The organism is Burkholderia sp. BCC1985 (genome assembly GCF_905339915.1).
In the GTDB taxonomy this organism is placed as follows: Bacteria; Pseudomonadota; Gammaproteobacteria; order Burkholderiales; family Burkholderiaceae; genus Burkholderia.
Genome location: NZ_CAJPGY010000014.1, coordinates 78,472 through 104,385, shown reverse-complemented (window position 1 = coordinate 104,385; position 25,914 = coordinate 78,472). Strand labels below are relative to the sequence as shown.

General features: G+C 68.3%; 26 protein-coding genes. 19 read left to right on the top strand and 7 right to left on the bottom strand.

Annotated features, from left to right (window positions below; genetic code table 11):
• Nucleotides 1-107: 107 nt before the first annotated feature.
• Complete coding sequence (locus U4Z31_RS16600; protein WP_321810862.1) at nt 108-1,781, bottom strand: alkaline phosphatase family protein; 1,674 nt, start codon at nt 1,779-1,781, stop codon at nt 108-110.
• 343 nt (nt 1,782-2,124) lie between these two features.
• On the opposite strand from U4Z31_RS16600, the gene U4Z31_RS16595 reads away from it, so the two are divergent.
• Nucleotides 2,125-3,036 (top strand): EamA family transporter, encoded by a 912-nt coding sequence (locus tag U4Z31_RS16595; protein WP_321810861.1) that lies wholly within the window; start codon nt 2,125-2,127, stop codon nt 3,034-3,036.
• 48 nt (nt 3,037-3,084) lie between these two features.
• Here the strand turns inward: U4Z31_RS16595 and U4Z31_RS16590 are convergent, their stop codons facing one another.
• Nucleotides 3,085-3,558: an Lrp/AsnC family transcriptional regulator gene (locus tag U4Z31_RS16590; protein WP_044843065.1), complete on the bottom strand. Its 474-nt coding sequence runs from the start codon at nt 3,556-3,558 to the stop codon at nt 3,085-3,087.
• Nucleotides 3,559-3,876: 318 nt separating this feature from the next.
• Here U4Z31_RS16590 and U4Z31_RS16585 point away from each other — a divergent pair, with 318 nt between their 5' ends.
• The 6 genes from U4Z31_RS16585 to U4Z31_RS16560 all read left to right on the top strand — a co-directional run bounded on the left by U4Z31_RS16585 (nt 3,877) and on the right by U4Z31_RS16560 (nt 8,212).
• The gene (locus U4Z31_RS16585) at nt 3,877-5,262 is read left to right on the top strand and encodes an amino acid permease (protein WP_124484873.1); all 1,386 of its coding nucleotides are present in this window, start codon (nt 3,877-3,879) and stop codon (nt 5,260-5,262) included.
• Between the two features lie 43 nt (nt 5,263-5,305).
• The gene (locus tag U4Z31_RS16580; RefSeq protein ID WP_124484872.1) at nt 5,306-6,508 is read left to right on the top strand and encodes an amino acid aminotransferase; all 1,203 of its coding nucleotides are present in this window, start codon (nt 5,306-5,308) and stop codon (nt 6,506-6,508) included.
• A 132-nt stretch (nt 6,509-6,640) separates the two neighbouring features.
• Nucleotides 6,641-7,039: a DUF488 domain-containing protein gene (locus U4Z31_RS16575; protein ID WP_321795472.1), complete on the top strand. Its 399-nt coding sequence runs from the start codon at nt 6,641-6,643 to the stop codon at nt 7,037-7,039.
• Between the two features lie 103 nt (nt 7,040-7,142).
• Nucleotides 7,143-7,433: a DUF1488 domain-containing protein gene (locus U4Z31_RS16570; RefSeq protein ID WP_044843069.1), complete on the top strand. Its 291-nt coding sequence runs from the start codon at nt 7,143-7,145 to the stop codon at nt 7,431-7,433.
• A gap of 16 nt (nt 7,434-7,449) precedes the next feature.
• The gene (locus tag U4Z31_RS16565; protein WP_124519488.1) at nt 7,450-7,689 is read left to right on the top strand and encodes a UDP-glucose 4-epimerase; all 240 of its coding nucleotides are present in this window, start codon (nt 7,450-7,452) and stop codon (nt 7,687-7,689) included.
• 169 nt (nt 7,690-7,858) lie between these two features.
• A complete protein-coding gene (locus tag U4Z31_RS16560) occupies nt 7,859-8,212 on the top strand; it encodes a metal ABC transporter ATPase (protein WP_124665889.1) in 354 nt (117 codons plus the stop codon).
• A gap of 20 nt (nt 8,213-8,232) precedes the next feature.
• Here U4Z31_RS16560 and U4Z31_RS16555 read toward each other — a convergent pair whose 3' ends face one another.
• From U4Z31_RS16555 to lhpI, 3 genes are all read right to left on the bottom strand, one after another.
• Nucleotides 8,233-9,012: a helix-turn-helix domain-containing protein gene (locus U4Z31_RS16555; protein ID WP_321810860.1), complete on the bottom strand. Its 780-nt coding sequence runs from the start codon at nt 9,010-9,012 to the stop codon at nt 8,233-8,235.
• Nucleotides 9,013-9,029: 17 nt separating this feature from the next.
• On the bottom strand, nt 9,030-9,437 hold the full coding sequence (locus tag U4Z31_RS16550; RefSeq protein WP_044843073.1) for a response regulator transcription factor: 408 nt from the start codon (nt 9,435-9,437) through the stop codon (nt 9,030-9,032).
• 181 nt (nt 9,438-9,618) lie between these two features.
• The gene (gene lhpI, locus U4Z31_RS16545; protein ID WP_321810859.1) at nt 9,619-10,554 is read right to left on the bottom strand and encodes a bifunctional Delta(1)-pyrroline-2-carboxylate/Delta(1)-piperideine-2-carboxylate reductase; all 936 of its coding nucleotides are present in this window, start codon (nt 10,552-10,554) and stop codon (nt 9,619-9,621) included.
• A 261-nt stretch (nt 10,555-10,815) separates the two neighbouring features.
• Between lhpI and U4Z31_RS16540 the strand changes: the two genes are divergently transcribed.
• The 7 genes from U4Z31_RS16540 (at nt 10,816) to U4Z31_RS16510 (ending at nt 18,873) form a co-directional block, all read left to right on the top strand.
• Nucleotides 10,816-11,553: a FadR/GntR family transcriptional regulator gene (locus U4Z31_RS16540; protein ID WP_044843075.1), complete on the top strand. Its 738-nt coding sequence runs from the start codon at nt 10,816-10,818 to the stop codon at nt 11,551-11,553.
• 121 nt (nt 11,554-11,674) lie between these two features.
• Nucleotides 11,675-12,796 carry a branched-chain amino acid ABC transporter substrate-binding protein gene (locus tag U4Z31_RS16535; protein WP_044843076.1) on the top strand — a complete coding sequence of 374 codons (1,122 nt, stop codon included), beginning with the start codon at nt 11,675-11,677 and terminating at the stop codon, nt 12,794-12,796.
• A gap of 60 nt (nt 12,797-12,856) precedes the next feature.
• Complete coding sequence (lhpH, locus tag U4Z31_RS16530) at nt 12,857-13,864, top strand: trans-3-hydroxy-L-proline dehydratase (protein ID WP_124484865.1); 1,008 nt, start codon at nt 12,857-12,859, stop codon at nt 13,862-13,864.
• A gap of 196 nt (nt 13,865-14,060) precedes the next feature.
• The gene (locus U4Z31_RS16525) at nt 14,061-16,607 is read left to right on the top strand and encodes a penicillin-binding protein 1A (RefSeq protein ID WP_321810858.1); all 2,547 of its coding nucleotides are present in this window, start codon (nt 14,061-14,063) and stop codon (nt 16,605-16,607) included.
• 78 nt (nt 16,608-16,685) lie between these two features.
• Nucleotides 16,686-17,561 carry a PilZ domain-containing protein gene (locus tag U4Z31_RS16520; protein WP_321810857.1) on the top strand — a complete coding sequence of 292 codons (876 nt, stop codon included), beginning with the start codon at nt 16,686-16,688 and terminating at the stop codon, nt 17,559-17,561.
• 296 nt (nt 17,562-17,857) lie between these two features.
• Nucleotides 17,858-18,187 carry a DUF4148 domain-containing protein gene (locus U4Z31_RS16515; protein ID WP_321810856.1) on the top strand — a complete coding sequence of 110 codons (330 nt, stop codon included), beginning with the start codon at nt 17,858-17,860 and terminating at the stop codon, nt 18,185-18,187.
• A 281-nt stretch (nt 18,188-18,468) separates the two neighbouring features.
• A complete protein-coding gene (locus U4Z31_RS16510; protein WP_321810855.1) occupies nt 18,469-18,873 on the top strand; it encodes a lysozyme inhibitor LprI family protein in 405 nt (134 codons plus the stop codon).
• 69 nt (nt 18,874-18,942) lie between these two features.
• Here the strand turns inward: U4Z31_RS16510 and U4Z31_RS16505 are convergent, their stop codons facing one another.
• Nucleotides 18,943-19,590 (bottom strand): response regulator transcription factor, encoded by a 648-nt coding sequence (locus tag U4Z31_RS16505; protein WP_124484860.1) that lies wholly within the window; start codon nt 19,588-19,590, stop codon nt 18,943-18,945.
• Nucleotides 19,587-21,629 carry a PAS domain S-box protein gene (locus U4Z31_RS16500; protein WP_321810854.1) on the bottom strand — a complete coding sequence of 681 codons (2,043 nt, stop codon included), beginning with the start codon at nt 21,627-21,629 and terminating at the stop codon, nt 19,587-19,589. The genes U4Z31_RS16505 and U4Z31_RS16500 overlap by 4 nt, the downstream gene beginning before the upstream one ends.
• 63 nt (nt 21,630-21,692) lie before the next feature.
• On the opposite strand from U4Z31_RS16500, the gene U4Z31_RS16495 reads away from it, so the two are divergent.
• From U4Z31_RS16495 to U4Z31_RS16475, 5 genes are all read left to right on the top strand, one after another.
• Nucleotides 21,693-21,845, top strand: coding sequence for a hypothetical protein (locus U4Z31_RS16495; protein ID WP_321810853.1), 153 nt, complete (start codon nt 21,693-21,695; stop codon nt 21,843-21,845).
• Between the two features lie 174 nt (nt 21,846-22,019).
• The gene (locus tag U4Z31_RS16490) at nt 22,020-22,490 is read left to right on the top strand and encodes a universal stress protein (RefSeq protein ID WP_044843084.1); all 471 of its coding nucleotides are present in this window, start codon (nt 22,020-22,022) and stop codon (nt 22,488-22,490) included.
• A gap of 350 nt (nt 22,491-22,840) precedes the next feature.
• A complete protein-coding gene (locus tag U4Z31_RS16485) occupies nt 22,841-23,347 on the top strand; it encodes a cupin domain-containing protein (RefSeq protein WP_124519479.1) in 507 nt (168 codons plus the stop codon).
• A 188-nt stretch (nt 23,348-23,535) separates the two neighbouring features.
• Complete coding sequence (locus U4Z31_RS16480; RefSeq protein ID WP_321810852.1) at nt 23,536-24,561, top strand: DedA family protein/thiosulfate sulfurtransferase GlpE; 1,026 nt, start codon at nt 23,536-23,538, stop codon at nt 24,559-24,561.
• Between the two features lie 139 nt (nt 24,562-24,700).
• Nucleotides 24,701-25,903 carry an MFS transporter gene (locus U4Z31_RS16475; protein ID WP_321810851.1) on the top strand — a complete coding sequence of 401 codons (1,203 nt, stop codon included), beginning with the start codon at nt 24,701-24,703 and terminating at the stop codon, nt 25,901-25,903.
• Nucleotides 25,904-25,914 lie beyond the last annotated feature (11 nt).

The window sequence follows — 25,914 nt, the reverse complement described above, 5'->3', positions numbered from 1 at the left end:
TCGGTCGAAAATCGGGCACCGTGTGAAAGCGGCGCGTTAAACGGAAACGGCCGGCGCACGATGCGCCGGCCTGCTGTTGCCTGCTGCGACCGGTTACGCGATGCCGGTCAGATCGACGGCGCCGCGCTCAGCACGGTGCCTTGCGCCGGATCGAGATACAGCGGCGCCGTGTTCGGCTTCGACGAGAAGTCGAACAGCCCGCGCAGGTCGCCGGCCGTCGCATCGAACGAACCGCCGCCGATGCGCTGGCCGCCGAGCCAGTTGTCCTCGATGAAGCGCACGACGGACGCCTGGTCGATCAACGTGTGGTCGACGTAGTTCTGCTTCGCGTACGGCGAGATCACGACGAGCGGAATGCGCACACCCGGGCCGCAGCGGCCATTCACCGTGCCGCCGTTCACGCCGGTGGTGCCGCCCGAGCCGCACTTGCCGTTGCCGTTCACCTGGTCGACCGCGTCGGACGACGCGCGGGTCGGTGCCGTGTACGCGTGGTCGTACCAGCCGTCCGAGTCGTCATAGGTGACGATCACGGCCGTGTTCTGCCAGTCGGGCTGCTGCTGCAGGAAGTTGACGACCTTCGTCACGAACGCCTGCTCGTCGAGCGGATCCGAGTAGCCGGCGTGCGCATCCTGCGCGGCCGGCGCCTTCAGGAAGCTGACCGACGGGAAGTTGCCGGCCTTCACGGCCGCGAAGAAGTCGTCGGTGTCGTACTGGTGGTTCGCCGGTTCGGCCGTCTTGCCGTCGGCTTCGAAGCTCGAGCCGATCGCCGCGACCGCGCTCGGGCGCGTGTGCTGCGGGTTCGCGGTCGACGCGTAGTACTGGAACCAGTTGTGGTGCGGGATGTAGTCGGTCGTCGCGGCGTTCACGGCGGTGGCGACCGTGCTGCGGCTGCAGCCGGTCGTGCCGTTGCTGTTGGTCGTCGACAGGTTGAAGCCGCCCATGAAGCCGCCCCACGTGATCTTCGCGCCGTTCAGCAGGTCGCCGATGTTCTTGCCGCTCATCATCGCCTGGTCGGTCGTGCTCGAGCACACGTCGAAGCCCGGGTCGACGTCGTTGATCATCGTGAAGCCGCCCTGGCCGTCGTTGATGTAGTACGAGGTGGCGGCGAGCGTCGACGGCTGCTTCGACGTCTTGACGATCTGCATCCCGTTGGTCTGGCCCGACACGACGTTCAGCGCGCCCGGCGTCGACGGGCCGTAGACCGTCGTGTACGCGTTGTCGCTCATCGCGAAGCGCTGCGCGTAGTTCCACAGCGCGGTCACGGTGTTGCCGTCGAAGTAGCCCATCACCTGGCCCTTCGTGCCGAACGCGCCGGCGCCGCCGGACGAACCCTTGCCCGTGTACTTCGGGAACAGGTCGGCGAGGCCGTTGTCCTCGGCCTGCTGCTCGGCCGTGTACGCATGGTTCTGGTCGGCGGTCGCGGCCTGCGTGCGGTCGAGGCGGAACGGGTTCGCGGCGTCGGTGCCGTTGGCCGTGTTCGTGAAGTTCGGGTTCGCGGTGAGCAGCGTGCCCGTCAGCCCGTTGATCGCCGGCGTGCCGGGCTTCGCGTTGAAGGCCGGTTCGCCGGACGGGTTCGACGCGTTCGGGTAGGTACCGAAGTAGTGGTCGAACGACACGTTTTCGCCGTAGATCACGACGACGTGCTTGATCGGCGTGGCGGTCTGCAGCGCGTCCTGCGACGACACGGCGGGCGTCGAGGTGGGATCGTCGCTGCCGCCGCAGGCGAACAGCGCAAGCGCCGCGGCTGCGCAGGCGGTGACGAGCAAGGCTTGACGGAACATCGGGAAACTCCAGGTAGGCTTTCGACGGTGAAGATCGGCCCCGTCGCCGTGTCGGTCCGGCGCGGAACGCGATAAAGCACCGGCATTGAAGCAGTTCGGTATGAAGATATGGGGGCGGACCGGTTTCGCGACGGTTGCGCCGCGGTATCGATTCCATTACGGCGCGGCGCGGCGCGAAAGAAAGCGGAAAGGGGCCACGCGGATGCAACCTGGGCGACACATTCGGCGGCGCGCACGGTCACGGCCGCGCATGCCGCGCGGGGCGGGCGGCAGCGCGCGGCGGGCCGGTTCGTGGGGTGCCGGGCCGCGTTCTTTTTTGACAAGCGTGTGACGCATTCATACGATGGTTGGCCCGCGGCGACGATTTCGCGTTGCCGGCCGTCAGCGAGGACTCAACGTGCCGATTCCCGTTCTGTTTGCGGTCCTGTGCGCGGCCTTCCTGCATGCGTCGTGGAATGCGCTCGTGCGCAGCAGCGGCGACCGGTTGCGCTCGGCCACGGTGCTGCAGATCGCGATCGGGCTGTTCGCGCTGCTGTTCCTGCCGGCCGCCGTGCCGATCACGCCGGCGAGCTGGGCCTGCGTCGTCGCGTCGGCGGTGCTCCACGTCGTCTATACGCTGCTGCTGGTGCGCGCTTACGAGCACGGCGACCTGAGCGTCGCGTATCCGGTCGCACGCGGCACCGCGCCGCTGCTCATCACGCTGGGCGCCGCGGCGTTCGCGGGCGAGCGCCTGAACGCGGGTGCGCAAGGCGGGCTCGTGCTGATCTGCGCCGGCATCATGGCGATCGGGCTGGAGCGCGGCCGCGGCGCGCGGCACCGGATGACGCAGGTGCTGCCGACTGCGTTCGCCACCGGCGTATCGATCGCCGCGTACAGCGTGGTCGACGGGATCGGCGTGCGGGAAAGCGGCAGCACGGTCGGCTATACGGCGTGGATGTTCGTGCTGACCGGCTTGCTGATGGCCGCGTACTACCGGCTGCGGGCGGGGCCGCTGCGGCTCGCGCAGGATGTCGGTGAAACGGCGAAGGCCGCATGCGGCGGCGTGTGCGCGGCGCTCGCATACGGGATCGTGATCTGGGCGATGGAGCGTGCGCCGATGGGCCCGGTGTCGGCGCTGCGCGAAACGAGCGTGGTGTTCGCGGCGCTGATCGCGCGCGTCTATCTCGGCGAGCGGCTGACGCCGCGTCGCGCCGGCGGGTGTCTGGTGATTGCGTGCGGGGCGTTGCTGATCAGCGCGTCCGAAGCGGTGCGCTGAGCGCGGCTGCCGAACCGGGCATCGCCCGGCCGGTCGCGCGGCGCCGCATCAGCCTTCCACCGGCATCGCACTCGTGCACTTGATCTCGTCGAGGCACACGCTCGAATGCACGCCGCTCACGCCGGGAATCCGCATCAGCGTTTCGAGCAGGAACGTGGACAGCCCCTTCAGGTCGCGCGCGACGACCTTCAGCACGTAGTCGATATCGCCCGTCACCGAGAAACACTCCTGGATCTGCGCGAGATCCGACACGAGTTTCTGGAACTTCGACAGGTCGCGGATATGCCCGCGCTCCATCGTCACGTGCACGAACGCGGTGACGCCGAACCCGAGCGTGTCGGGGCACAGACGGGTTTCGTAACGGCGGATCGCGCCGATCTCCTCCAGCCGGCGGTGGCGTCGCAGCGTCTGCGCGGGCGACAGGCCGACCGCCTTCGCCAGGTCGAGGTTCGACGCACGGCCGTTCTCCTGCAGCACCGACAGCAAATGGCGATCGATGCGATCGAGAACCGGTTCAGGCATTTTTGTTTCCTCATCTGTCTCCCGCGTGCAATCTTATCTCATAATGTAGGGTTTGCATGAGCCGGTTACGCAACCCGATTTCGCTGTCGCGACGCTAAACTGACGCCGGATTTTCGTGTGCGCCTGCAGCAAGGCGGAAAGAGCGACGGTCGGCGGCCGGTATGGCGGGCCCGCCGACAGGAATCGGGGGTCGCCACGCGAAGATTGCAGTCCCCAACCCGGCGGCTCCACGAACGGCCGCCGGCACAGCAAAACAGCGCCCGGCACACCGAGGCGCGCCGCACCGCTTCCGGCGGAGGCGGGCAAAATGGAGAAGACATGGTTTCTGGAAACGAGAAGGACGGCCTGAAGCGGGGGCTGAAGAACCGGCACATCCAGCTGATCGCGCTCGGCGGCGCGCTCGGCACGGGGTTGTTCCTCGGCATCGCGCAGACGATCAAGATGGCCGGCCCGTCCGTGCTGCTCGGCTACGCGGTGGCCGGCGTCGTCGCGTTCTTCATCATGCGCCAGCTCGGCGAGATGGTGGTCGACGAGCCGGTCGCCGGCTCGTTCAGCTACTTCGCCGACAAGTACGTCGGCCACTTCACCGGCTTCCTGTCCGGCTGGAACTACTGGGTGCTGTACATCCTCGTCAGCATGGCCGAGCTGTCGGCCGTCGGGATCTACGTGCAGTACTGGTGGCCCGGCGTGCCGACCTGGGTGTCGGCGCTGGTGTTCTTCGTCGCGATCAACCTGCTGAACCTGGCGAGCGTGAAGTCGTACGGCGAGACGGAATTCTGGTTCTCGATCATCAAGGTCGCCGCGATCGTCGGGATGATCGGCTTCGGCGGCTGGCTGCTCGCGAGCGGCCATGCGGGGCCGGAAGCGAGCGTCGCGAACCTGTGGCAGCACGGCGGCTTCTTCCCGAACGGCGTGTCGGGGCTCGTGATGTCCATGGCGGCGATCATGTTCTCGTTCGGCGGGCTGGAGCTGATCGGCATCACCGCGGCCGAGGCCGACGATCCGAAGCACAGCATTCCGCGCGCGACCAACCAGGTGATCTACCGGATCCTGATTTTCTACATCGGCGCGCTCGCCGTGCTGCTGTCGCTGTATCCGTGGGAGAAGGTCGTCACCGGCGGCAGCCCGTTCGTGCTGATCTTCCACGCGCTGAGCAGCAACCTGGTCGCGAACGTGCTGAACGTGGTCGTGCTGACGGCCGCGCTGTCGGTCTACAACAGCGGCGTGTACAGCAACAGCCGGATGCTGTTCGGCCTCGCGAAGCAGGGCAACGCGCCGAAGGTGCTGTGCTCGGTGAACAAGCGCGGCATTCCGCTCGCCGCGCTCGGCGCGTCGGCGCTCGCCACCGGCGCGTGCGTGCTGGTCAACTACTTCATGCCGGGCAAGGCGTTCGAGGTGCTGATGGGCCTCGTCGTGTCGGCGCTGATCATCAACTGGGCGATGATCACGCTGATCCACCTGAAGTTCCGCCAGGCCAAGCGCATCGCCGGAGAGCAGACTTCGTTCCGCAGTCTGGGCTATCCTTTCACGAATTACCTGTGCCTGGCGTTCATGGCCGGCATTCTCGTCGTGATGTACCTGACGCCGGATCTCCGCCTGTCGGTGTACCTGATTCCCGTATGGCTCGCGGTGCTCGCAGTCGGGTATCGCTTCCGTCAGAAGAATGCGGACTATGTGATGCGCGACGGCGCGTCCGCGCGCTGACACGGGCATCCCGACCATTCTTCCAAACGAGACCGACATAGCCATGTTCGAACACATCGACGCGTACCCGGGCGATCCGATCCTGACGCTCAACGAGAACTTCCAGAAAGATCCGCGCGATCAGAAGGTCAACCTGAGCATCGGCATCTATTTCGATGCCGAAGGCCGGATTCCCGTGATGGGGGCCGTGCGCGAAGCCGAAACCGCGCTGCAGCGCGACCTCGGCCCGAAGCCTTACCTGCCGATGGTCGGCCTCGCCGCGTATCGCGACGCCGTGCAGGCGCTGGTGTTCGGCGCCGATCATCCGGCGCGTGCGGCCGGCCGCATCGCGACCGTGCAGACGCTGGGCGGCTCGGGCGCGCTGAAAGTGGGCGCCGATTTCCTGAAGCGCTACTTCCCGGACGCGCAGGTGTGGCTCAGCGACCCGAGCTGGGAAAACCACCGCTTCATCTTCGAGCGCGCGGGTTTCACGGTGAACACGTACCCGTACTACGACGAAGCGACGGGCGGCCTGAAGTTCGACGCGATGCTCGCGGCGATCGACGCGCTGCCGGCGCGCAGCATCGTATTGCTGCACGCGTGCTGCCATAACCCGACCGGCGTCGATCTCGACGAAGGCCAGTGGGAGAAGCTGATCGACGTGATCGAGGCGCGCGGGCTGCTGCCGTTCGTCGACATGGCGTACCAGGGCTTCGGCGCTGGCCTCGACGCGGACGCGTTCGCCGTGCGCGAACTGGCCCGCCGCGGCGTGCCGGCACTCGTCGCGAACTCGTTCTCGAAAAACTTCTCGCTGTATGGCGAGCGCGTCGGCGGCCTGAGCGTCGTCTGCGACGATGCGGCCGCGGCCGAGCGCGTGCTGGGCCAGCTGGCCGGCGCGGTGCGCTCGAACTACAGCAACCCGCAAACCTACGGCGCGAAGGTCGTCGCGACCGTGCTGAACACGCCCGCGCTGCGCAAGCAGTGGGAAGAGGAGCTCGCCGCGATGTGCCGCCGGATCGCGCGGATGCGCCAGTCGATCCACGACGGCCTGCGCGACTACGTCAGCGGCGAAGCCCTCACGCGCTACGTGAAGCAGCGCGGGATGTTCACGTACACGGGCCTGACCGAATCGCAGGTCGATGCGCTGCGCGAAGTGCACGGCGTGTATATCCTGCGTTCGGGCCGCATGTGCGTCGCGGGGCTGAACGATTCGAACGTCGGCATCGTCGCGGATGCGATCGGCAAGGTGCTGAAGAGCGGCGTCTGACCGGTGCGCCCCCCGGGCGCCCGATCGCATCGCATGAGCCGGCTGTCTCCCCCGCGGAGGCAGCCGGTTTTTTCTTGCGCGGCGGCGGCGCGGCGGTACGATGGCGGATCGAACGCAAGACGAGGGAGCGGCATGGCAATTCGAATCGTACGGCTCGGCACGCCGCGCGCGGCCGGCGAGGGCCTGAGGATCGGCACGGTGCGGCGGCCGCCGCGCGGGGTACCCAAGGCGGAATTCGCATCGCGCAACTACTATGATGTGTGGCTGCCGACGCTGTCGCCGAGCCCCGAGCTGGTCGCGCAGGCGCAGGCTGCCGAAACCGACGCCGAATGGCGTGCGTTCACGCGCCACTTCCGCGCGGAAATGGCGCACGGCGACGCACCGAAGGTGCTGGACCTGCTCGCCGCGCTGTCGGCGACGAGCGCGTTCTCGATCGGCTGCTATTGCGAGGACGAGCGCCGCTGCCATCGCAGCGTGCTGCGCGAACTGCTGGCGGAGCGCGGCGCGTCGATCGACGCGGAAGCGGGCTAAGCGCCCGTCGGGCGGCGCTTCGTGCGGCGCAGCGAACCGGTTGACGTGGGTCAAGCGTGCGGTGCCGCGGGCCGCTATGCTCATGTCATGAATTGCCCCGACGATGACAGGCGGACAGATGCAGATTGCCTTTCCACCCGAACCGCCCGAATATTGCGCGCGCGATCTGGTCGTCGCGTTTTCGGCGCTGGTCGACGGCCGCTGCGTGCAGTGCGCGATCACGGCCGAAGCACTGGAAGACCATTTCGGTGCGCCGTCGCTGCTGGAACGGGATTTGCTGGATGCATTCGATGCGCACCGGTCGGCGATCGAGGCGAAGGCACGACAAATGCTCGACGAAATCGGCGGCCGGCCGGTGTTGCTGCACAGTGGTCACTTCCGGATGGACGGCTGATTCCGCAGGAGGACGCATGACACTGCAAGGCACGATTCATGAACGCGACTGGTCGGTCGAGATCGAGACGCGACAGTGCGAATCCGGCGAGTTCCGCTGCCGTGTGTCGGTCGAGCACGGCACCGGGCCGGCGCGCTTTCACCACACGTTCGAGCACAGTCATGCGTATCCCACGGAGCACGAGGCCGCGATCGAAGGGTTGCGGGCCGGGATGACGTGGATCGAAATGAAGGCGTCGCAGACGTTCAGCATGTGAACCGCCTCGCGCCGACGGCGCGCGGAGGCAATGCTGCCACGGCAGTGATCGCCGCATCGGTCGTCGCGCCGCGCGACATGCGTGCGGGCGGATTCCGCGGCGGGCAGGGCAGGGAAACATGGGGCAGGCAATCCGGTCGACGAGCGGCGACCGCGTCAGGAGGAACGACATGGGCGTGGGCATGCAGATCGTCTGCGTCGGATTCGCGGGTTCCGCCGCGCTCGAAGGCGAAGCGGGGGCGCAGCTGGTGCGGCTCGAACGATTCCGCGCGCGGCTCGACGATTGCCTGCTGGCGATCGAGTCGCGCACGACCGGCGACGGCGGCCGGACCTACGACGTGCGCCTCGAACTGCTCATGCATGATCGCGCGCCGGCGGTGCTGCCGGGCAGCAGCGGCGACGACGTGAACGAGACGATCCGGCGCGTGTTCGCGCAAGCCGAACAGGCGCTGTCCGCCTGGCAGGCCGGCGAACCCGAAGCGGTCGCGCGGCATGCGGCCACGACGGGCGCGGCCGCGCAATGACGCCGGCCGCGCGTCGGGCGTCAGACCTGCGCGAGCGCCTGCGCGTCGAGGATCCGCACGCGCTTGCCGCGCGTTTCGACGAGCGAATCCCGATGGAACCGCGAGAACATCCGGCTGACGGTCTCGAGCTTCATGCCGAGATAGCAGCCGATTTCCTCGCGCGTCATCCGCAGGTTGAATTCCGATGCCGAATAGCCGCGCGCCTCGAAGCGCGCCGACAGGTTCAGCAGGAACTGCGCGACGCGCTGCTCGGCCGACATCGTGCCGAGCAGCAGCATCTGGCTCGATTCACGGACGATCTCGCTGCTCAGCATCTGGTAGAGGAAATGCTGCATCGGCTTCATCTCGCGGCACGCCGCCTCGAGCGCGCCGAACGGGATGATGCACACGACGCTGTCCTCGAGCGCGATCGCGTCGCAGCAGTGCTGGCCGCTGCCGATGCCGTCCATGCCGAGCGTTTCACCGGCGATCTGGAAGCCGGTCACGTGCTCGCGGCCGTCGCGATGCATCATCACCGTCTTGAACGAGCCCGCACGGACTGCATAGATGCTGTGGAACGGGTCGTCGATGCGGAACAGCGCGTCGCCCTGGCGAACCTGCCGGGTCGAGCAGATGATCGCGTCGAGGCGGCCGTACTCGTCCGCAGTCAGGTCGGGCGGCAGGCACATCGAGCGCATCGCGCAGCCCGAGCAGCGCGCGGCCGGGGTTTTGACGGCGTCGGTGCGCGCGACCGCACGAAGCGGAGTCGTTGGCCGAGGCACGACGGGCGGGGCGGTGGCGCAGGCAGTGGCGGTAGACATGAGTCACTCCGGCTCGATCAGGGGTGGTGCGCGCGAGCGTGCACCAGGGATTCGATGACGCGGCATGCGGCGTCGAATTCGGCGGTCTTGTCGAAGAAATAATCGGCGCCGGCCGCCGCGCATGCCTCTCTGAATGCCGCCGCCGAGTGGTTCGTCAGCACGATCGTGATGACGCGCGGCGTGGCCTTCGACAGCATCCCGATCAGGTCGAGACCGCTGCCGTCCGCGAGCCGCAGGTCGACGATCACGACGTCCGCGTGGCTGCTGCGGATGTGCATCCACGCGTCCTGGCCGTCTTCCGCTTCGCCGACGACCGCGACGCCGCGGATCGCGCCGACGAGCAGCGCGATCCGTTGCCGGACGGCGATGGCGTGATCGACGAGAAACACCCTGAGCGCGACGGCGGGTGACAGGCTGGCATTCATGCCGGCAGTATCGTGTTGCGCCGCCAAAAATGAAATCGGCCGAACTGGAAGTTTGTGTAGGCCGCTTCGACGTGTTGTAGGGCGATTCCTACAACGCGTACGGGAAGGCGGCGGCGACGCCCGAGCCGCGCTGGCTGGCGTGCGTGGTGCAAGGTTGCCGGTCGCCGCCGCCGCCGTCGAATCAGCCGTGCCGGCGCGCGGCCAGCGCGTCGCGTGCCGTGCGGCACGCGGCCAGATCCCATGCGGCGCAGCCGACGGTCTTGAACAGCAGCGGGCCGCTGCGCGCGAAGGCGCCGCGCAGCACGTCGGCGAGCGACGCGACCTGCTGCCAGTCGACCTGCGCGACGATCAGGTCGCCGGCCTCGTGGCGCGCGCCGGCCGGATCGTCGACGACGAGCCGGCTGTGGCGCACGGTATCGGCGTCGATTTCGGCGGCATCCGCGGTGAACGCGCCGACCCCGACCACGAGGCGGCCTTCGCGTGCCGCTTCGCGATAGACGGGCGTGCGGCTCGTCGTCAGCGTGACGACGACATCGATCGCATCGGGAATCGCATCGCCGTCGAGCGGCGCGAGCTGCGGCGCCTGCGCGCGGTGCGCGGCGCAGAACGCGGCCGCGCTGTCGGCGCGCGAGCCGCGCACGCGCAGGCGCGCGTCCGGAAAGATCGCCGCGAGCGCTTCCGCGTGATTGGCCGCCTGCTTGCCGGTGCCGATCAGCAGGATGTCACGCGGCGCGGCGCCGTGCAGCGCCTGGATGCCCAGCGCGGTAACGGCCGCCGTGCGGCGCCCGGTGACCGTCGGGCCGTCGAGCACGAAGCGCAGCTCGCCGGTCGTCGCATCGTATGCGCTCACCTGCCCGAGGATCGTCGGCAGCCCGCGCGCGCCGTTGCCGGGGCACACGTTCACGAGCTTGTGGCTCGCGAGGTCGCGCGCGCTCGACGGCATCGACAGCATCACGCCGCCGGCCTGCAGCGGCACGACCAGGCGTTCGGGACTGACGATTTCGCCCGCCGCGTATTCGGCGACGGTGTGCCTGAGCGTCGCGAGCAGCGCGGGGTAGTCGAGCAGCGCGGCCGTTTCGGCGGCGTCGAAAGAGGGAATCCGGGAGAGGGCGGTCATCGTGTCGGTCGGTTGGGGCGGTGGGCGTGGGAGACGGGCGCATCGCGCGCTCGCCACGGAGGCGGCCGGCTGTCGCGGCGGCAGGCGGTCTGGATCAAATCTATACCAGTTTCCGGCCACCCGGCAAGCCGGAAAAGCCAGCGGACGGCCGATTTTGGTTCTAATATCCGTCCAGATGGGCGTCGCGCGCACCGGCGCCGGTACCGCTCCGGTATAGTGCGACGCATTCCCGATCCCCACCCGACCGGGCAGGAGCCCCAGATGATGTCCGCACGTCCCGAATCGCTCGAAGCCGGTTTCCGGCCGCTGCAGATCTACGAACAGGTCGCCGAAAGGATTCGCGACGAGATTCGCGCGGGGCGCTACGCGGCCGATTCCAGGCTGCCGTCGGAGCGCGAGCTCGCGGCGCTGTTCCAGGTTGGCCGGCCGGCCGTGCGCGAGGCGCTGGGCGCGTTGCAGAACGAAGGGCTGGTGTTCACGAAGCGCAATTCGGGCACCTACGTCGTGCCGGCGCCGCTCGACGTACTCGCGCAGCGCGGCGACCCGCAAGGCGCGCCCGATGCCGACTTCAGCCCGACGTCGACGCTCGACGTGCGGCTCATCCTCGAGCCCGCGATCGCGCGCCTCGCGGCCGCGCACGGTCGCGCCGATCCCGTCGCCGAAGGCTATCTCGCACAGATGGAAACCGTCTCCGACATCGACGATCCGCAGCAGCGCGCGCTGTGGAACGAGAGCGACCGGCTGTTCCACCGGCAGCTCGCGCTGATGACCGGCGACGCGCTGATCGTGAAGATCGCGGACGAAGTCGCGAAGACGATGGACCAGCCGCTGTGGAAGCGGCTGAAGGACGACGGCATCTACGACGCGGGCCGGATCCGGCTCTACGTGTCCGAGCACCGGCTGATCTACGAGGCGATCGTGTCCGGCGACGCCGATGCGGCCGCGTTCTATGTCGAGCAGCACATTCTTCGCGTGCGTCGCGACATCACGCCGAAGTAATGCGCGCCGCCTCACTCTGGTCTAAAAAATGACCAGAATAGCAAAAATCTTTTTGAAATTGCTTGCATGGTGACCACATGTGTCCTACATTGGTTTCACACAAAACCAATCAGGAGACACCATGCGACACTTCGTTACCGCGCTCTCGGTGGCCGTTGCCGCCGGCGCGCTGAGCGCCGCGCACGCGCAGGAAGTCGTGATGATCGGCCATTCGGCGCCGCTCACCGGCCCGCAGGCCGCGAACGGCAAGGACAATGAAAACGGCGCGCGCCTCGCCGTCGACGAGCTCAACAAGGCGGGCGTGAAGGTGGCCGGCAAGACGGTCACGTTCAAGCTGGTGTCGGACGACGACCAGGCCGACCCGAAAGCGGGCGTGCAGGTCGCGCAGAACCTGGTCGACAAGGGCGTGGTCGCGGTGCTCGGGCCGTACAACTCGGGCGTCGCCATTCCGGCATCGCGTGTGTACAGCAACGCAGGCGTCCCGATGTTGCCGGTCGCGTCGAATCCGGCACTCACGCGGCAGGGCTTCAAGAACATCTTCCGGATCGGCGCGAGCGACGAACAGCTCGGCGGCACGATGGCGACCTTCGCCGCGAAGACGCTGAACGCGAAAACCGCCGCGGTCATCGACGATCGCACCGCGTACGGGCAGGGCGTCGCCGAGCAGTTCATGAACGTCGCGAAGGCGAACGGGATCAAGATCGTCGACCAGGAGTACACGAACTCGTCGGCCACCGATTTCCTCGGCATTCTCACCAAGATCAAGGCCAGCAATCCCGACGTGATCTTCCTCGGCGGCTATGCGGCGCAGGGCGCGCCGATGGCGAAGCAGATGAAGCAGCGCGGCTTGCGCGCGAAGCTGCTCGGCGGCGACGGCATCTGCTCGGCCGACATGGGCAAGGTCGCGGGCGAGGCCGCGTCGATCGTCTATTGCGCGCAGGGCGGCGTCGCGCTCGAGAAGACGCCGGCCGGCCGCGAATTCCTGAAGAAGTACCACGACACCTATCACACGGATACGCAGGTCTACGGCGTCAACTACTACGACGGCATGAAGCTGCTCGCCGACGCGATGGTCAAGGCCGGCACGACCACCGACAAGGCGAAGCTGATCGCGCAGCTGGCGAAGTCGAACTATGCGGGCGTCGCGGGCACCTATTCGTTCGACGAACGCGGCGACCTGAAGGGCGCGCCGACCAGCGTCTACGTGATCCGCAACGGGCTGCCCGTACCGTACGCGAAGTAAAACCGTTACCGGAACGACGGCGCCGGTGCGCCGTCGTTCGTCTTCACGCTTTCGATCTTCATGAAAATTTCCCGATCCCTTTCCACCGTCGAAGTGCATACCGGCGGAGAAGCGTTCCGCATTGTCACGAGCGGGTTGCCGCGCCTGCCCGGCGACACGATCGTCCAGCGCCGCGCATGGCTCAAGGAGAACGCGGACGAGATCCGCCGCGCGCTGATGTTCGAGCCGCGCGGCCACGCCGACATGTACGGCGGCTACCTGACCGAGCCGGTGTCGCCGAACGCGGATTTCGGCGTGATCTTCGTGCACAACGAAGGCTACAGCGACCATTGCGGGCACGGCGTGATCGCGCTGTCGACCGCCGCGGTCGAGCTCGGCTGGGTGCAGCGCACGGTGCCGGAGACGCGCGTCGGCATCGACGCGCCATGCGGCTTCATCGAGGCGTTCGTGAAATGGGACGGCGAGCATGCGGGGCCGGTGCGCTTCGTCAACGTGCCGTCGTTCATCTGGCAGCGCGACGTGTCGGTCGACACGCCGTCGTTCGGCACCGTGACCGGCGACATCGCGTATGGCGGCGCGTTCTATTTCTACGTCGACGGCGCGCCGTTCGACCTGCCGGTGCGCGAGGCGGCCGTGGAGAAGCTGATCCGCTTCGGCGCCGAAGTGAAGGCCGCCGCGAACGCGAAATATCCGGTCGTGCATCCGGAGATTCCGGAGATCAACCATATCTACGGCACGATCATCGCGAACGCGCCGCGCCATCCGGGCTCGACGCAGGCAAATTGCTGCGTGTTCGCGGATCGCGAGGTCGACCGCTCGCCGACCGGCTCCGGCACCGGCGGCCGCGTCGCGCAGTTGTACCTGCGCGGCCGGCTCGCGGCCGGCGACACGCTCGTCAACGAGTCGATCGTCGGCACCGTGTTCAAGGGGCGCGTGCTGCGCGAGACGACGGTCGGCGACATCCCGGCCGTGATCCCGGAAGTGGAGGGCAGCGCGCACATCTGCGGATTCGCGAACTGGATCGTCGACGAGCGCGATCCGCTGACCTACGGTTTTCTCGTGCGCTGAGCAGCGGCGCACGGCACCGTTGTACCAGGCTTGGCGCGCGGCCCCGTTGCGGGGCGCGCGCCCTTTTTTGTTGTAAAAACGCACGCCCGGACGCCGTTCGCGCAGGCCCGGGACGGCCGCCGGCCGGTGGGCGGCGCGAGTTTTGGTACGATGCAGCCTTTCCAGCAGATCCCCCACCCGCGTGAATCGCCGAAACGTGTCGTCAGTGCGTGACCTCAGTGCCAAATGGGTCGCGCGCGCCCAACCCGTCGCGGCCGCTGCCGCCGTGCTCGTCAAGCGTGTCCTGGCCAGCGCCTGGCACCATCTCCGTCATCCGACGCGCCGCGGCGTGCTGCGCGCGGCTGCCGCCGTGCCCGCACTGTTCCTGCTGTACGTGCTGGTGCTGATTCCGTTCACGCCGGGCATCGGCGACATCCGCAAGGCGCGCGTCGACCAGCCGGCGCAGGTGCTGTCCGCCGACGGCAAGGTGCTGGCGGAATTCAAGCCGTCGAACCGCGAATGGGTGTCGCTCAAGCAAATCTCGCCGCACATGGTCGACGCGCTGATCGCCACCGAGGACCATCGTTTCTACGAGCATCACGGTCTCGACTGGAAGCGCACGGCGTCGGCCGCGCTCCATACGTTCTCGGGCAGCCGCCAGGGCGGCTCGACGATCACGCAACAGCTCGCGCGCAACCTGTATCCGGACGAGATCGGCCGCGCGCCGACGCTCACGCGCAAGGTGAAGGAGGCGATCACCGCGCTGAAGATCGAGGCCGTCTACAGCAAGGACCAGATCCTCGAGACCTACCTGAACACGGTGCCGTTCCTGTACAACGCGTACGGCGTCGAGATGGCCGCGCGCACCTATTTCGACAAGTCGGCCGACGAGCTCGACGTGCTCGACAGCGCGACGCTCGTCGGGATGCTGAAGGGCAACAGCTACTACAACCCGGTGCTGAATCCCGAGCGCGCGCTGCAGCGGCGCAACACGGTGCTCGGCCAGATGGTGAAGTACGGCAAGCTGTCGCCGGCGCAGTTCGCGCAGTTGCAGCGCCGGCCGCTGCGCATCGACTTCGAGCGCCAGAAGGAGCCGCCGGGGCCCGCGCCGCACTTCGCGCAGCAACTGCGTAAATGGCTGATCGGCTGGGCCGACCGCAACGACTACAACATCTATTCGGACGGGCTGATCGTGCGCACCACGATCGATTCGCGTCTGCAGCAGATGGCGACCCAGGCGCTGACGCTGCAGGCGAACCAGCTGCAGGGCATCGCGAACAATGCGTGGAGCGGCCGCGACGGCTGCGGCACCGACAACGAGGTGTTTCGCACCTTCATGCGCGAGTCGCCCGAATACAAGGCCGCGCAGGACGCCGGCAAGAACGATGCGGTCGCGATGAAGCAGCTCGCCGCCGACCGCGGCTTCATGCGCGCGCTGTGCAAGGCGAAGACCGACGTGCAGGCCGGCTTCGTCGCGATCGATCCGCGCGACGGGCAGATTCGCGCGTGGGTCGGCAGCCGCGACTTCACGAACGAGCCGTTCGATCACGTCGCGCAGGCGCGGCGTCAGCCGGGCTCGACCTTCAAGCCGTTCGTCTATGGCGTCGCGTTCGCGAACGGGATGAAGCCGGACGACACCTTCATCGACCAGGCGGTCGAGATTCCGCTGAAGGGCGGCGAGATCTGGCGGCCGAGCGACGACGCGCCGCCGACGGGCAAGCCGATGACGCTGCGCGACGCGGTCGCGCTGTCGCGCAACCGGATCACCGCGCAGGTGATGGAGAAGGTCGGTCCGGCGGCCGTGGCGCGGTTCGCGCGCGACATGGGCGTGCGCGAAAGCCCGCTCGAGCGCGTGCCGTCGCTTGCGCTCGGCACGAGCCCCGTGACGCTGAAGGAGATGGTCGCATCGTACGCGACAATCGCGAACGGCGGGCTGTACGTCGAGCCGCAAATGGTGACGCGCATCGAGAACCGCCGGGGCGAGGTGCTCGCCGAATACGCGCCGGCGCCGCCCGAGCGCGCGCTCGACGCCGAAACCGACAAGACGCTGCTCGACGTGATGCGCGGCGTCGTGACGCGCGGCACCGGCAGCAGCATCCGTACGCGCTTCGGCATTCGCGGCGACGTGGCCGGCAAGACCGGCACCACGCAGGACAACGCGGACGGCTGGTTCATCCTGATGCAGCCCGGGCTGGTGGCCGGCGCGTGGGTCGGTTTCGACGACGGCCGCGTGACGCTGCGCAGCGACTACTGGGGGCAAGGCGCGCACAGCGCGCTGCCGATCGTCGGCGAGTTCTTCCAGCGCGCGCAACGCGCCCGGATCGTCGACACGAAGCTGAAATTCGACACCGAACCGTCGCCCGGCTGGTTCGCGTCGGTGCGTGAACGGGTGACGGACCTGGTCGACGGCTGGTTCGGGCCCGAGCCGAAGCAGGCGGCGGCGCCCGTCAGGACGCAGCGTATCGAGCGCGAGCCGGAGGCGGACGCAGCCGCGGCGTCGGCCGCATTCGGCGCGTCGGCGCCCGAGGCGGCATCCGGCGGCATCGTCGAGGAATGGGTGCCCGCGTCCGAGGTGGCGGCATCGGCCGCTGCGTTGTCGGCGTCGCAACCGCCGGTCGCGCAGCCGCCGGCGACGGGCGGCAATGCGACGAGCCCGGGCAACGCCGGGGGCGGCCTCGGCTCCGCCCCGGCCGTCGCGCCTTCCGCTACGCCGGCGCCGGCGCCGACACCGGCTTCACCCGACGCGACCAGCGGTTCGGAGTAACGAGCCGTTCAGATTTCGCGCGAGGCTGCCGTAATAACGTTGTCACGACAGCTCGCGCGGTCGCTCCGCGCCTTTCCGATGCGGCTCATCACCGATCACGTCGCGCTCGCGCGCGACGACATCTCCGCCGGCGTCCCGCTCGGCTTCGATCTCTACGATGCCGGCGGCGCCGCGCTGCTGCCCGCCGGCACGACGCTGCGCGATCCCGCGCAGCATGACTTCCTGTTCGATCACTTCCGGCCCGTGCGCCGGCGCGATGACGCCGAGCCTGCCGCGCCGGCGCACGACACCGTGCCGGCCGCCACGCGCATGGGGCTGTCGGCCGGCGCCGCGATCGGCATCCGGCGGCGGGTCGGCGCGACCCGCGTGCTGCAGCGCTGCCGGTTGATCGGGGTCGGCGCATCGGGCGCGCTGTTCGTCGAGCCGCAGCCGGCGGTCGTGCTCGAGTTCGCCCGCGGCGACGACGTCGAGGCGGTCGCGATCGGCCGGTCGGCCGTGTCGCGCTTCGGTGCGACCGTCGAAGCGGTGCAGGCAGCGGGCGCCGCGCCGTTCATGGTGCTGTCGCCGCCGGGCTTTGTCGACCGGTTGCGCACGCGCGCGGAGCCGCGCGTGCTGGTACGGATCGCGGCCCGCTGCACCGGCGTGCCGGCGCAGGCCGACGGCATCGGGATCGTGCGCGATCTCAGCCTGAACGGACTGTCGATCGCGCTCGACCGGCCGCTCGCGGCGGCCGGCGAGACGTTGCGCGTGCAGTTGCCGTATGCGGACGAGGACCGTGTCGCGCTGCTGACGCTCGACGGGACGGTGCGTGCGGTGCATGCCGATCCGGCCGGGTCGGGCTGGACGCTTCACCACGCGGCGTTCGACGAAGTCGCTGCCGCCGACCGGATGCGCCTCAAGGCGCTGCTGTTCGACCTGTCGTCGGGGGCGGTGGAGGCGGAGCAGGTCCGCTGATGTGTCGAACGGAGAAGCGGGGCAAACGTGGCAACCGCTGGGCGGTCGTCCACGGCCCGGTGAATCGATCCGCACTGCGCGAGCCGGGCGAGAGCGCGCCGCAGCCTATTGGCTGCGGATGCGGCCATAATCATCTGATGATTCGATCGAATGCGCGGCAATTGTACGGTTTCGGTCAACAGTGAATTTGCGATTTAAGTATTTACCCTGATAGCTGTGCCGCCTAGACTTTCACTCATGCGCAACGACTACCCAGTCCGAAGCGCCTGACAAGACAAATCTGGAGGTAACGCATCATGAAATCGCTGATCAAGGCAGTTGCACTGGCCGCTCTGGTGGCCGCACCGGTCGTCTCGTTCGCTCAATCGAACCAGCAGCCGCTGACGCGCGCGCAAGTGCGTGCCGAGCTGGCCCAGCTGGAAAAGGCCGGCTACAACCCGAACGACTGGATCAACTATCCGGAAAACATCCAGGCCGCACAGGCGAAGATCGCGGCAGCCCAGAACACCGGTGCGCAGGCTGATGCAACGGGCTACGGCGCGAACCCGGTGGCGACGTCGCAGTCGGGCGAGCGCGTGACCGTGCCGGCCGCAGCCGATCGTTCGTCGGTGTACTTCGGTCACTGAGCAAGCCGTTCACCGCGCGGCCTCCCGGCCGCCGGCAAAGCCGTATCGAAAAGCCTGCACTCATGTCGAGTGCGGGCTTTTTTGCGTGCGCGGCCAAGCGTGGCGCCGGCTGACAATCCGCCGCGCGTGCGCTAGCATCCCGGTCGGCATCGCCACGCTACCGTAGCCGCAGCCGCGGCGAATGGGGTAGCGCCGGCCGGCCTGCGACGCCGCGCGCCGAGGCGCGGCGGCAAGCCCGGCATCACGTTCCACGACTTCAACGAAAACAAACAGGAGCATCCATGCGTGTCTTGACCGGTCTGCTGTGCGCGCTGGCGCTGACGGCGAACGTCGCCCATGCACAGGCAAATTGTGCGGACGCGACGGATCAGGCGGCGATGACGGCATGTGCCGATCGCGCGTACAAGAAATCCGACGCGGAGCTGAACCGCACCTACCAGGCCGTCACCGCGCGCCTGCGCGATGCGAAGCCGCTCGCAGAGAAACTCGTGAACGCGCAGCGCGCGTGGATCGCCTACCGCGATGCCGAATGCAACTTCTCCAGCGCGAATGCCGAAGGCGGCAGCGCCTATCCGATGGTCGTGTCGACTTGCCTCGACGATCTGACCAGGACCCGCACCGAGACGCTGAAGGGGTATCTGTCCTGCGAGGAAGGCGATCTCGCGTGCCCGGTGCCGGCGAAGTAACGGCTGCGCGACGTCCGGCCAGCTCGCAGCCCGCGTCGCGCGGCCGGCATGGTTCGCCGGCCCGTTCGCCTAGACGTCGTCCGTTTCGTCGAGCAGCTTGTGCCGCAGCGCGTAGCGGACCAGCGCCGCTTCGTGCGGCATCTGCATCTTTTCCAGGATCCGGGTCTTGTAGGTGCTGACCGTCTTCGCGCTGACGCACAGCGCCTGCGCGATCTCGGTCAGCGTCTGCCCGGCGGCGATGCGGCGGAACACGTCGAACTCGCGATCGGACAGCCGCTGGTGCGGCAGCGTCTCGGCCGGCTCGTTCAGGCTCTGCGCGAACTGTTCGGCCATCGCGAGGCTCACGTAGACGCCGCCCGACGCCACCTTGGTCACCGCGCCGACCAGTTCGGCGCTCGCGCTTTCCTTGGTCAGATAACCCGACGCACCGGCGCGGAACGCACGCACCGCGTATTGCTGCTCCGCGTGCATGGTCAGCACGAGCACGCGCAGCGCGGGCTTCTCGTCCTTGATCTGCTTGATCAGTTCGACGCCGTTGCGGCCCGGCATCGACAGGTCGAGCACCAGCACCTGCGCAGGCGTCGACCGGATGAGCGCGATCGTCGACGCTCCGTCGCATGCTTCGCCGGCTACTTCGAATCCGGTGGCGTTCTGGAGGATGTGCCGCAGACCGTCGCGCACGAGCGTATGGTCGTCGGCGATGAGCACCTTGATCATGTGAGGGTGGTTTCCTGTTGTACGGAACCGAGCGGGAATGCGACGGTGATCGAGAAGCCGCGCGCGAGCGCGGTGTCGATCGTCACGCTGCCGCCCAGCATGTGTGCGCGTTCGCGAATGCCGATCAGGCCGAAAGATTTGTCCTCATGGGCGGTGCCGACCGGTGCCGCGCCGCGGCCGTTGTCCGCGACGCGCAGCACGCAAAAGCCTTCCTCGATGTCGAGGCGCAGCGCGACGCGCGTCGCGTCCGCATGGCGCGCGACGTTCGTCAGCGCTTCCTGGACGATCCGGAACAGCGTGGTCGCCCCCGCGCTGGTGAACGTGAGGCCGCCCGTTTCGATGTGGCGCTCGACGTCGATGCCGTAGCGGTTCGTGAAGTCGTTCGCGAGCCACTCGATCGCCGGCACGAGGCCGAGATCGTCGAGCATCACCGGGCGCAGGTCGGCCGCGATGCGCCGCACCGACGCGACGGTCGCGTCGATCAGCCGGCGCATGCCCTGCAGGTGCGACAGCACGCCGACTTCGGGTTGCGCATGGCCCGGCGTGCGCAGTTGCTGCTCGATGACCGACAGGTCCATCTTCAGCGCGGTGAGTTGCTGGCCGAGGTCGTCGTGCAGTTCGCGCGCGATGCGGGTTTTTTCCTCCTCGCGCACGTTCTGCAGGTTCGCCGAGAGTTCGCGCAGCTCCTGGCGCGACTGCTTCAGCGCATTCTCGGCGCGCTGCCGCTCGGTGATGTCGCGCAGCATCACCGTATAGAGCTTGCCCGACGCATCGCGGATCTGCGAGATCGACGCCTCGAGCGGGAACTCCTCGCCGTTGCCGCGCAGCCCGAACAGCACGCGCTGGCGGCCCATCTGCCGCTCGGACACGCCCGTCACGCCGAACTGGTCGACGTGCTTCGCATGCGCGGCACGAAACCGCTCGGGGATGAAGCGCGACAGCGGCGCGCCGATCGCTTCCATCGCCGACACGCCGAAGACCTGTTCGGCCATCGGGTTGAAGATCACCACCGTCTGCTTCTCGTCGATCGTGATGATCGCTTCCATCGACGAACGGATGATGCCCATCATCCGCGCCTCGTTCAGGATGCCGCGGCTGCTGGCGCCCGTATCGGCGTGGCCGGCGCGGCCGCGCAGCAGCGCATGGACGAGCGCCGCGAACGCGAACGACGCGATCAGCCCCGCGGCGAGCACCGTGCCGGCCGCGCGCTGCGCGCCGGTCGCGCTCGGGCGGCCGTCCGCGGAATAGGCGAGCTTCAGCACGGTTCCGCCGAAATTCAGCTGGTCGGTGCGCCGCATCAGGTCGGGCGACGCGGAGGCTTCGTCGGTCGTCGTCTCGGCGCTCGCGATCGGGTGCGGATCGTCGCCCGCGCTCATCCGCAGGTCGAGCCCGCGTTCCGCGTCGAGCGCGCGCTCGACCAGGCGATTCGGGCTCACTTCCGCGAACAGCACGCCGTCGGCGCCGGCGTCATGGGCGACGGCTGTGCGCGACGAAGCCGTCGCGGGGACGAACAGCGTGAGGGTGCGCGCATCGCGGGACGTATCGTTGTCGGCCGGATGGATGCCGAGCGCGATATCGCCGGTCCGCAGCGCGTGCGCCAGCGGAGCCTGGTCCGGCGCGCCGAAGCGCACGCCGGCCGAGCTCGATGCCGGCGCAACGAGCGTGGCCACCGCGAGCGGGCCGGCCGGCATCGGCGCGTGGCCGGCGAGGGCGCCGCGCGTCGCGGTCGACAGCGGCGCATAGCCAAGCTGCCGGATCGGCGAACGCCCGCTGTCGAGATCGAGCGTGTCGGCATACCGGCGCCATTGCTCGGCGGTGATCTGCGGCGCAAGCGCGAATGCGCCGCGCGCGCTTTCGAGCACGGCGACGCTGCCTTGCAGCTCGTGGCGCAGCATCGCCGTCACGTGCGTCGTGCGGCGTTCGAAGCGCGTATGGACGGCGCCTTGCCACTGCTCGCGCACGAGCAGCGCGACGCCGAGCGACAGCGCCGCGCCGGCGAACAGCGTAACGACGCCAGCCGCGAGCGGCTGGCGTAACATGATCTGGAAACGCGCGGGCCCTCGGGCGTCACGCGACGGGGTTCCACTGGCGGTGGTCATTCGATGGCCATTCTGGTGTCGGGGCCGCCCGTGGCACGCGGGCAGCGCGGCAAAACCGGGAAAAACCGGGAAAAACTCGCACCGGCCGCGTGCGACGTCTATTTTCAAGATGAAATTGTGCGCGTTTTACGCGTTTTTTGTAATAGGGTCAGCTAAAAATGAGATAGCCGGGCGGTGTAGCGGGCGTCCCGGCCGCATTTGACGCGCGTCAACGGGCGCGTCGGCACGTGGGGCAGACTGTTCGGCAGGCGAGCCGGCATCGGGCCGGCTTGCGGTGACGGGGACGCCGTTTGCGCGATGCGCGACGGGTGCCCGGTCGGAGGGTGGACCATGTACAAGCGGATTTTCGTCGGGCTCGATGGCAGCCCGAGTGCGCGTCTCGCGCTGAACGAGGCAATCCGGATCGCGGCGGCATCCGGCGGCGAGGTCACGTGCGCGTATGTCGTCGAGCACCGGCCGCAGCTCGTCGACGTCGATGCGGGTTTTGCGGCCGAACGCGATGGCGACGCGGCGGCAACCGCTGCGGCGACGCCCGTGCTCGACGACGCGAAAGCGGCGCTCGCGCAGCGGCAAGTGGCGGGCACCGTGCGCGCGATCGACGCGTACGGCGAGGATATCGCCGCGGTGCTGATGCGCACGGCGGCCGAGGTCGGCGCGGATCTGATCGTGATGGGGACGAGCGGGCGCCACGGCCTGCGCCGGCTGCTGCTCGGCAGCGTCGCGGAATCGCTGCTGCGCGCGGCTGACCGGCCCGTGCTGCTGGTGCGGCACGACGAGCCGGCCGCGGCGGCGACCGCGTGACGGGGCGGTACGGCACCGACGCGTGAGCGGCGGCGGGCAGGGGCTGCCGCGCGGACGCCGGCGTGATGGCGGGCTCGAGGGTTCGTCCGTTGCATCGATCGCCATGCCGCGCATACGCTGCGCCGCAACGGCGGTGTCACGTCGCGCCGGTTGCATCGTGGCCCGCACTTCTGGCAGCATCGACCGGCGTTCGCTTCATCGTCGCGCGCCGCGTTCCGCGCGCAACCCGGTCGCCGCGTGCATGGCCGCGGCGATCGACGCAGCGGCACGCGACGTCGGCCGATCGCATCGTCGATCGGACGGGCCGCGCGTCGCGTGTCCGGTTCACTCCTTCACCGACGTCATCCGCCATGCCGATCTCCGCCGCCGACCTGATTCAACAGTTCGATCTGCAACCGCACCCCGAGGGCGGCTATTTCCGCGAAACCTACCGCGCGGCCGATACGGTCGTGCGTCCGGCCGACGGCGCGTCGCGTGCGGCGTCGACCGCGATCTACTACCTGTTGTGCGACGGCGCGTATTCGTCGTGGCACCGGATCCGTTCCGACGAGGTCTGGCATTTCTACGCGGGCGATCCGCTCGAAGTATGGGTGCTCGACGAGCGCGACGGCCTGACGATCCACCGGCTCGGCAACCCGCTCACGCACCCGGGTACCGTATTCCAGGCGGTCGTGCCGGCCGGGCGCTGGTTCGGCGCGCGCTGCGCGTCGCCGGAGCACGTCGCGCTCGTCGGCTGCACGGTTGCGCCGGGGTTCGAGTTTGCGGAATTCGAGCTCGCGGACGCGACGGCGCTGGCCGCCGCATTCCCCGAGTATGCGGAATACGTCGCGGGGCTCGCGCAGCGCTCCGACGCATGAGTGTGCCGGCGGCCATGCCGGCCGCACCGAGCCGCCTTCGACGGCAGCCGTTCCGCGCGGCCGCGGCCAAACCCGTTTAGAATGCACGGTGGTGCAGGATCGGCCGCGGACGTGCCGCGGCGATCGCTGCTTGCCGTATCGACGGCCGCCCCCGTCGCACGGTCCGCATGTCTTCCAGGAGCGCCGCCGTGTGGCACTTTCCCATCGCGATTCCCTCGTCGCTCGGCCCGTGGGCCGTGTTCGCGAGCGTACTGATCACGCAGCTCGGCGTGCCGGTGCCGGCCGTGCCGATGCTGATCCTCGGCGGTACGATGGCGGCGATGGGGCAGGCGTCCTGGGCGAGCATGTTCGTGGCGGCGATCGGCGCGGCGATGCTCGCCGATTCGCTGTGGTTCTTCATGGGCCGCACGCGCGGCCGGCGCTTGCTGAACGGGCTCGTGCGATTCTCGCTGTCGCTCGACACGACGCTGCGCTTCGCGCGTAACGTATTCGAAAGATACGGCGCGCCGCTGCTCGTCCTCTCCAAATTCCTGCCGGGCCTCGGCCTCGTGTCGGCGCCGCTGCTCGGCACGACCGCGATCGGCGTCGGCGTGTTCCTGTTCTGGGATCTGGCCGGCGCGTCGCTGTGGGCCGCGTTCTGGCTCATCGGCGGCGCGGCCGTGCACGACCAGATCGTCCAGTTCGTGCTGTGGGTGCGCGCGAGCGGCGGCACGATCCTCGACGCGTTCCTCGCGATCTTCATCACGTTCCTGCTGTACCGCTGGGTGCGCCGCTTGCAGTTCCGCCGCTACCTCGCGCAGGTGCGCATCTCCCCGCCGCAACTCGTCGAGATGATGACGTCGAACGAGCCGCCACTGATCTTCGATGCGCGGCCGCGCGCGATTCGCGAACGCGAGCCGTACCGGATTGCCGGTGCGGTGCCGGTCGATCTCGATTCGCCGGACCTGCTGGATCCGGAGCTGCTGAAGCGGCCGATCGTCGTGTATTGCGTGTGCCCGAACGAGGCGACCGCGAAGCGCCTGATCGCGAAGATGCAGCGCAAGAAGATGCTGCACAACATCAAGGCGCTGAAGGGCGGCCTCGACGCGTGGGAGAAGCACGGCTATCCGGTCGAGCCGCTGCCGGCCGATCTCGATTCATCGAGGTATTTCGTGCGGCCGGAACATGCGGCGCTCGCAGGCGAATATACGGTGCGCGCGACGTTGTCGAAGTGAGTCGTGCGCGGGATTCCGTTCATGACGGAAAGTGAAGCGTGCACCTAATTCGTGTGTGGTCCCGAAAAACAAGCGGATCAGTCCGTCCCTTTGCCAACACGTCGTGAAGGTGGAATAAATCTGCAGGGGCATACGCGGGATGCGCGTCGATCAGCCGGCCTTTCTGGGTTCTTTCTTTTTGTCGCGGCTCGCAGACCAGATGCTGCTCTTTCTCGTGCCGCTCGTCGTCTTTCAGGTCACTCGGAAAGCGACGTGGTCCGGGCTCGCCTTTTTCGTCGAGGCGTTCCCGCGATTCATCGCCTTTCCGGTCTGTGGCGCACTGAGCGACCGTGTGTCACCGATCCGCGTGCTGCGAGCGAGCCAGACCAGCCGGGCCGTCGCTTGCGTGATCGGCATCGCCGGCTATGTCGCCTGGAGCGGAATCGGATGGTTGATCGCATTGTCCGCCGTATGCGGCGCACTCACGAGCCAAGGTCTCGTCGCTCGTGAGGTGTTGCTGCCGCAGATCTTTCCGCAGCAGCGCTTCGAACAAGTGTTGTCCTATACGCAGCTCGCCGATCAGTTGGGCGTCGTGCTTGGACCGATCGTCGCGGCGGCGCTGCTTGGGTATCGCGACTGGGAGTGGGCTGTCGCTTCCGCGGCGCTGCTGTTCGTCTCGGCGGATTTGCTGGCATTCGTCTGGCAACGGACCAGCACGGCACGCGTTGCGCCTCCGGAACGCTCGGTGGGGCCGTGGTATGCACCGTTCGGTGTGGCGCTGAAGCATGTCGTCACGCTGCCGGGGCTGTTGCGGCTGATCCTGCTCGCAGCGGCGGAAAACCTCGTGATCGGGACGACACTTGCGACGTCGGCTGCGATGGTCACCGGTGCGTTTCGGCAGTCCGGCGGTTTCTATGCCGGACTGCAGGTCACGGGTGCCGTCGCGACAGTCGCGATCCTGCTGTTCGTCGCGCGTATCGAGGTGGCGCGCGAGCGGCTCGGCATCGTCGCATTCGTCGCGATCGCGGCTGGCGGCCTCGCGATGGGCATGGCCGGCTCGATTGCGATGTACGTCGCCGGTTTCCTTTTGGTCATCGGTTTCGACAAGATGTTCAACGTGTACATACGCAGCGCCCGGCAGGCCATCATTCCCCCTCGGGACTATGGCAAGACGACGGGCGTCATCGTCCTGCTGAATAACGCGACGCAGCCGCTTGCCGGGCTGCTTGTGGGGCTCTTCTCCGGTCACGGGCGCGTTGCGCTCGTCGTGACGCTGATCTCGATCGGCATGGCGATACTGGGTGGCGTGGTCGTTGCCGTTGGCGCCGGCCGGGCGCGATCGACCGCAAGCGTTTCGGACTGACGCGGTGGTAC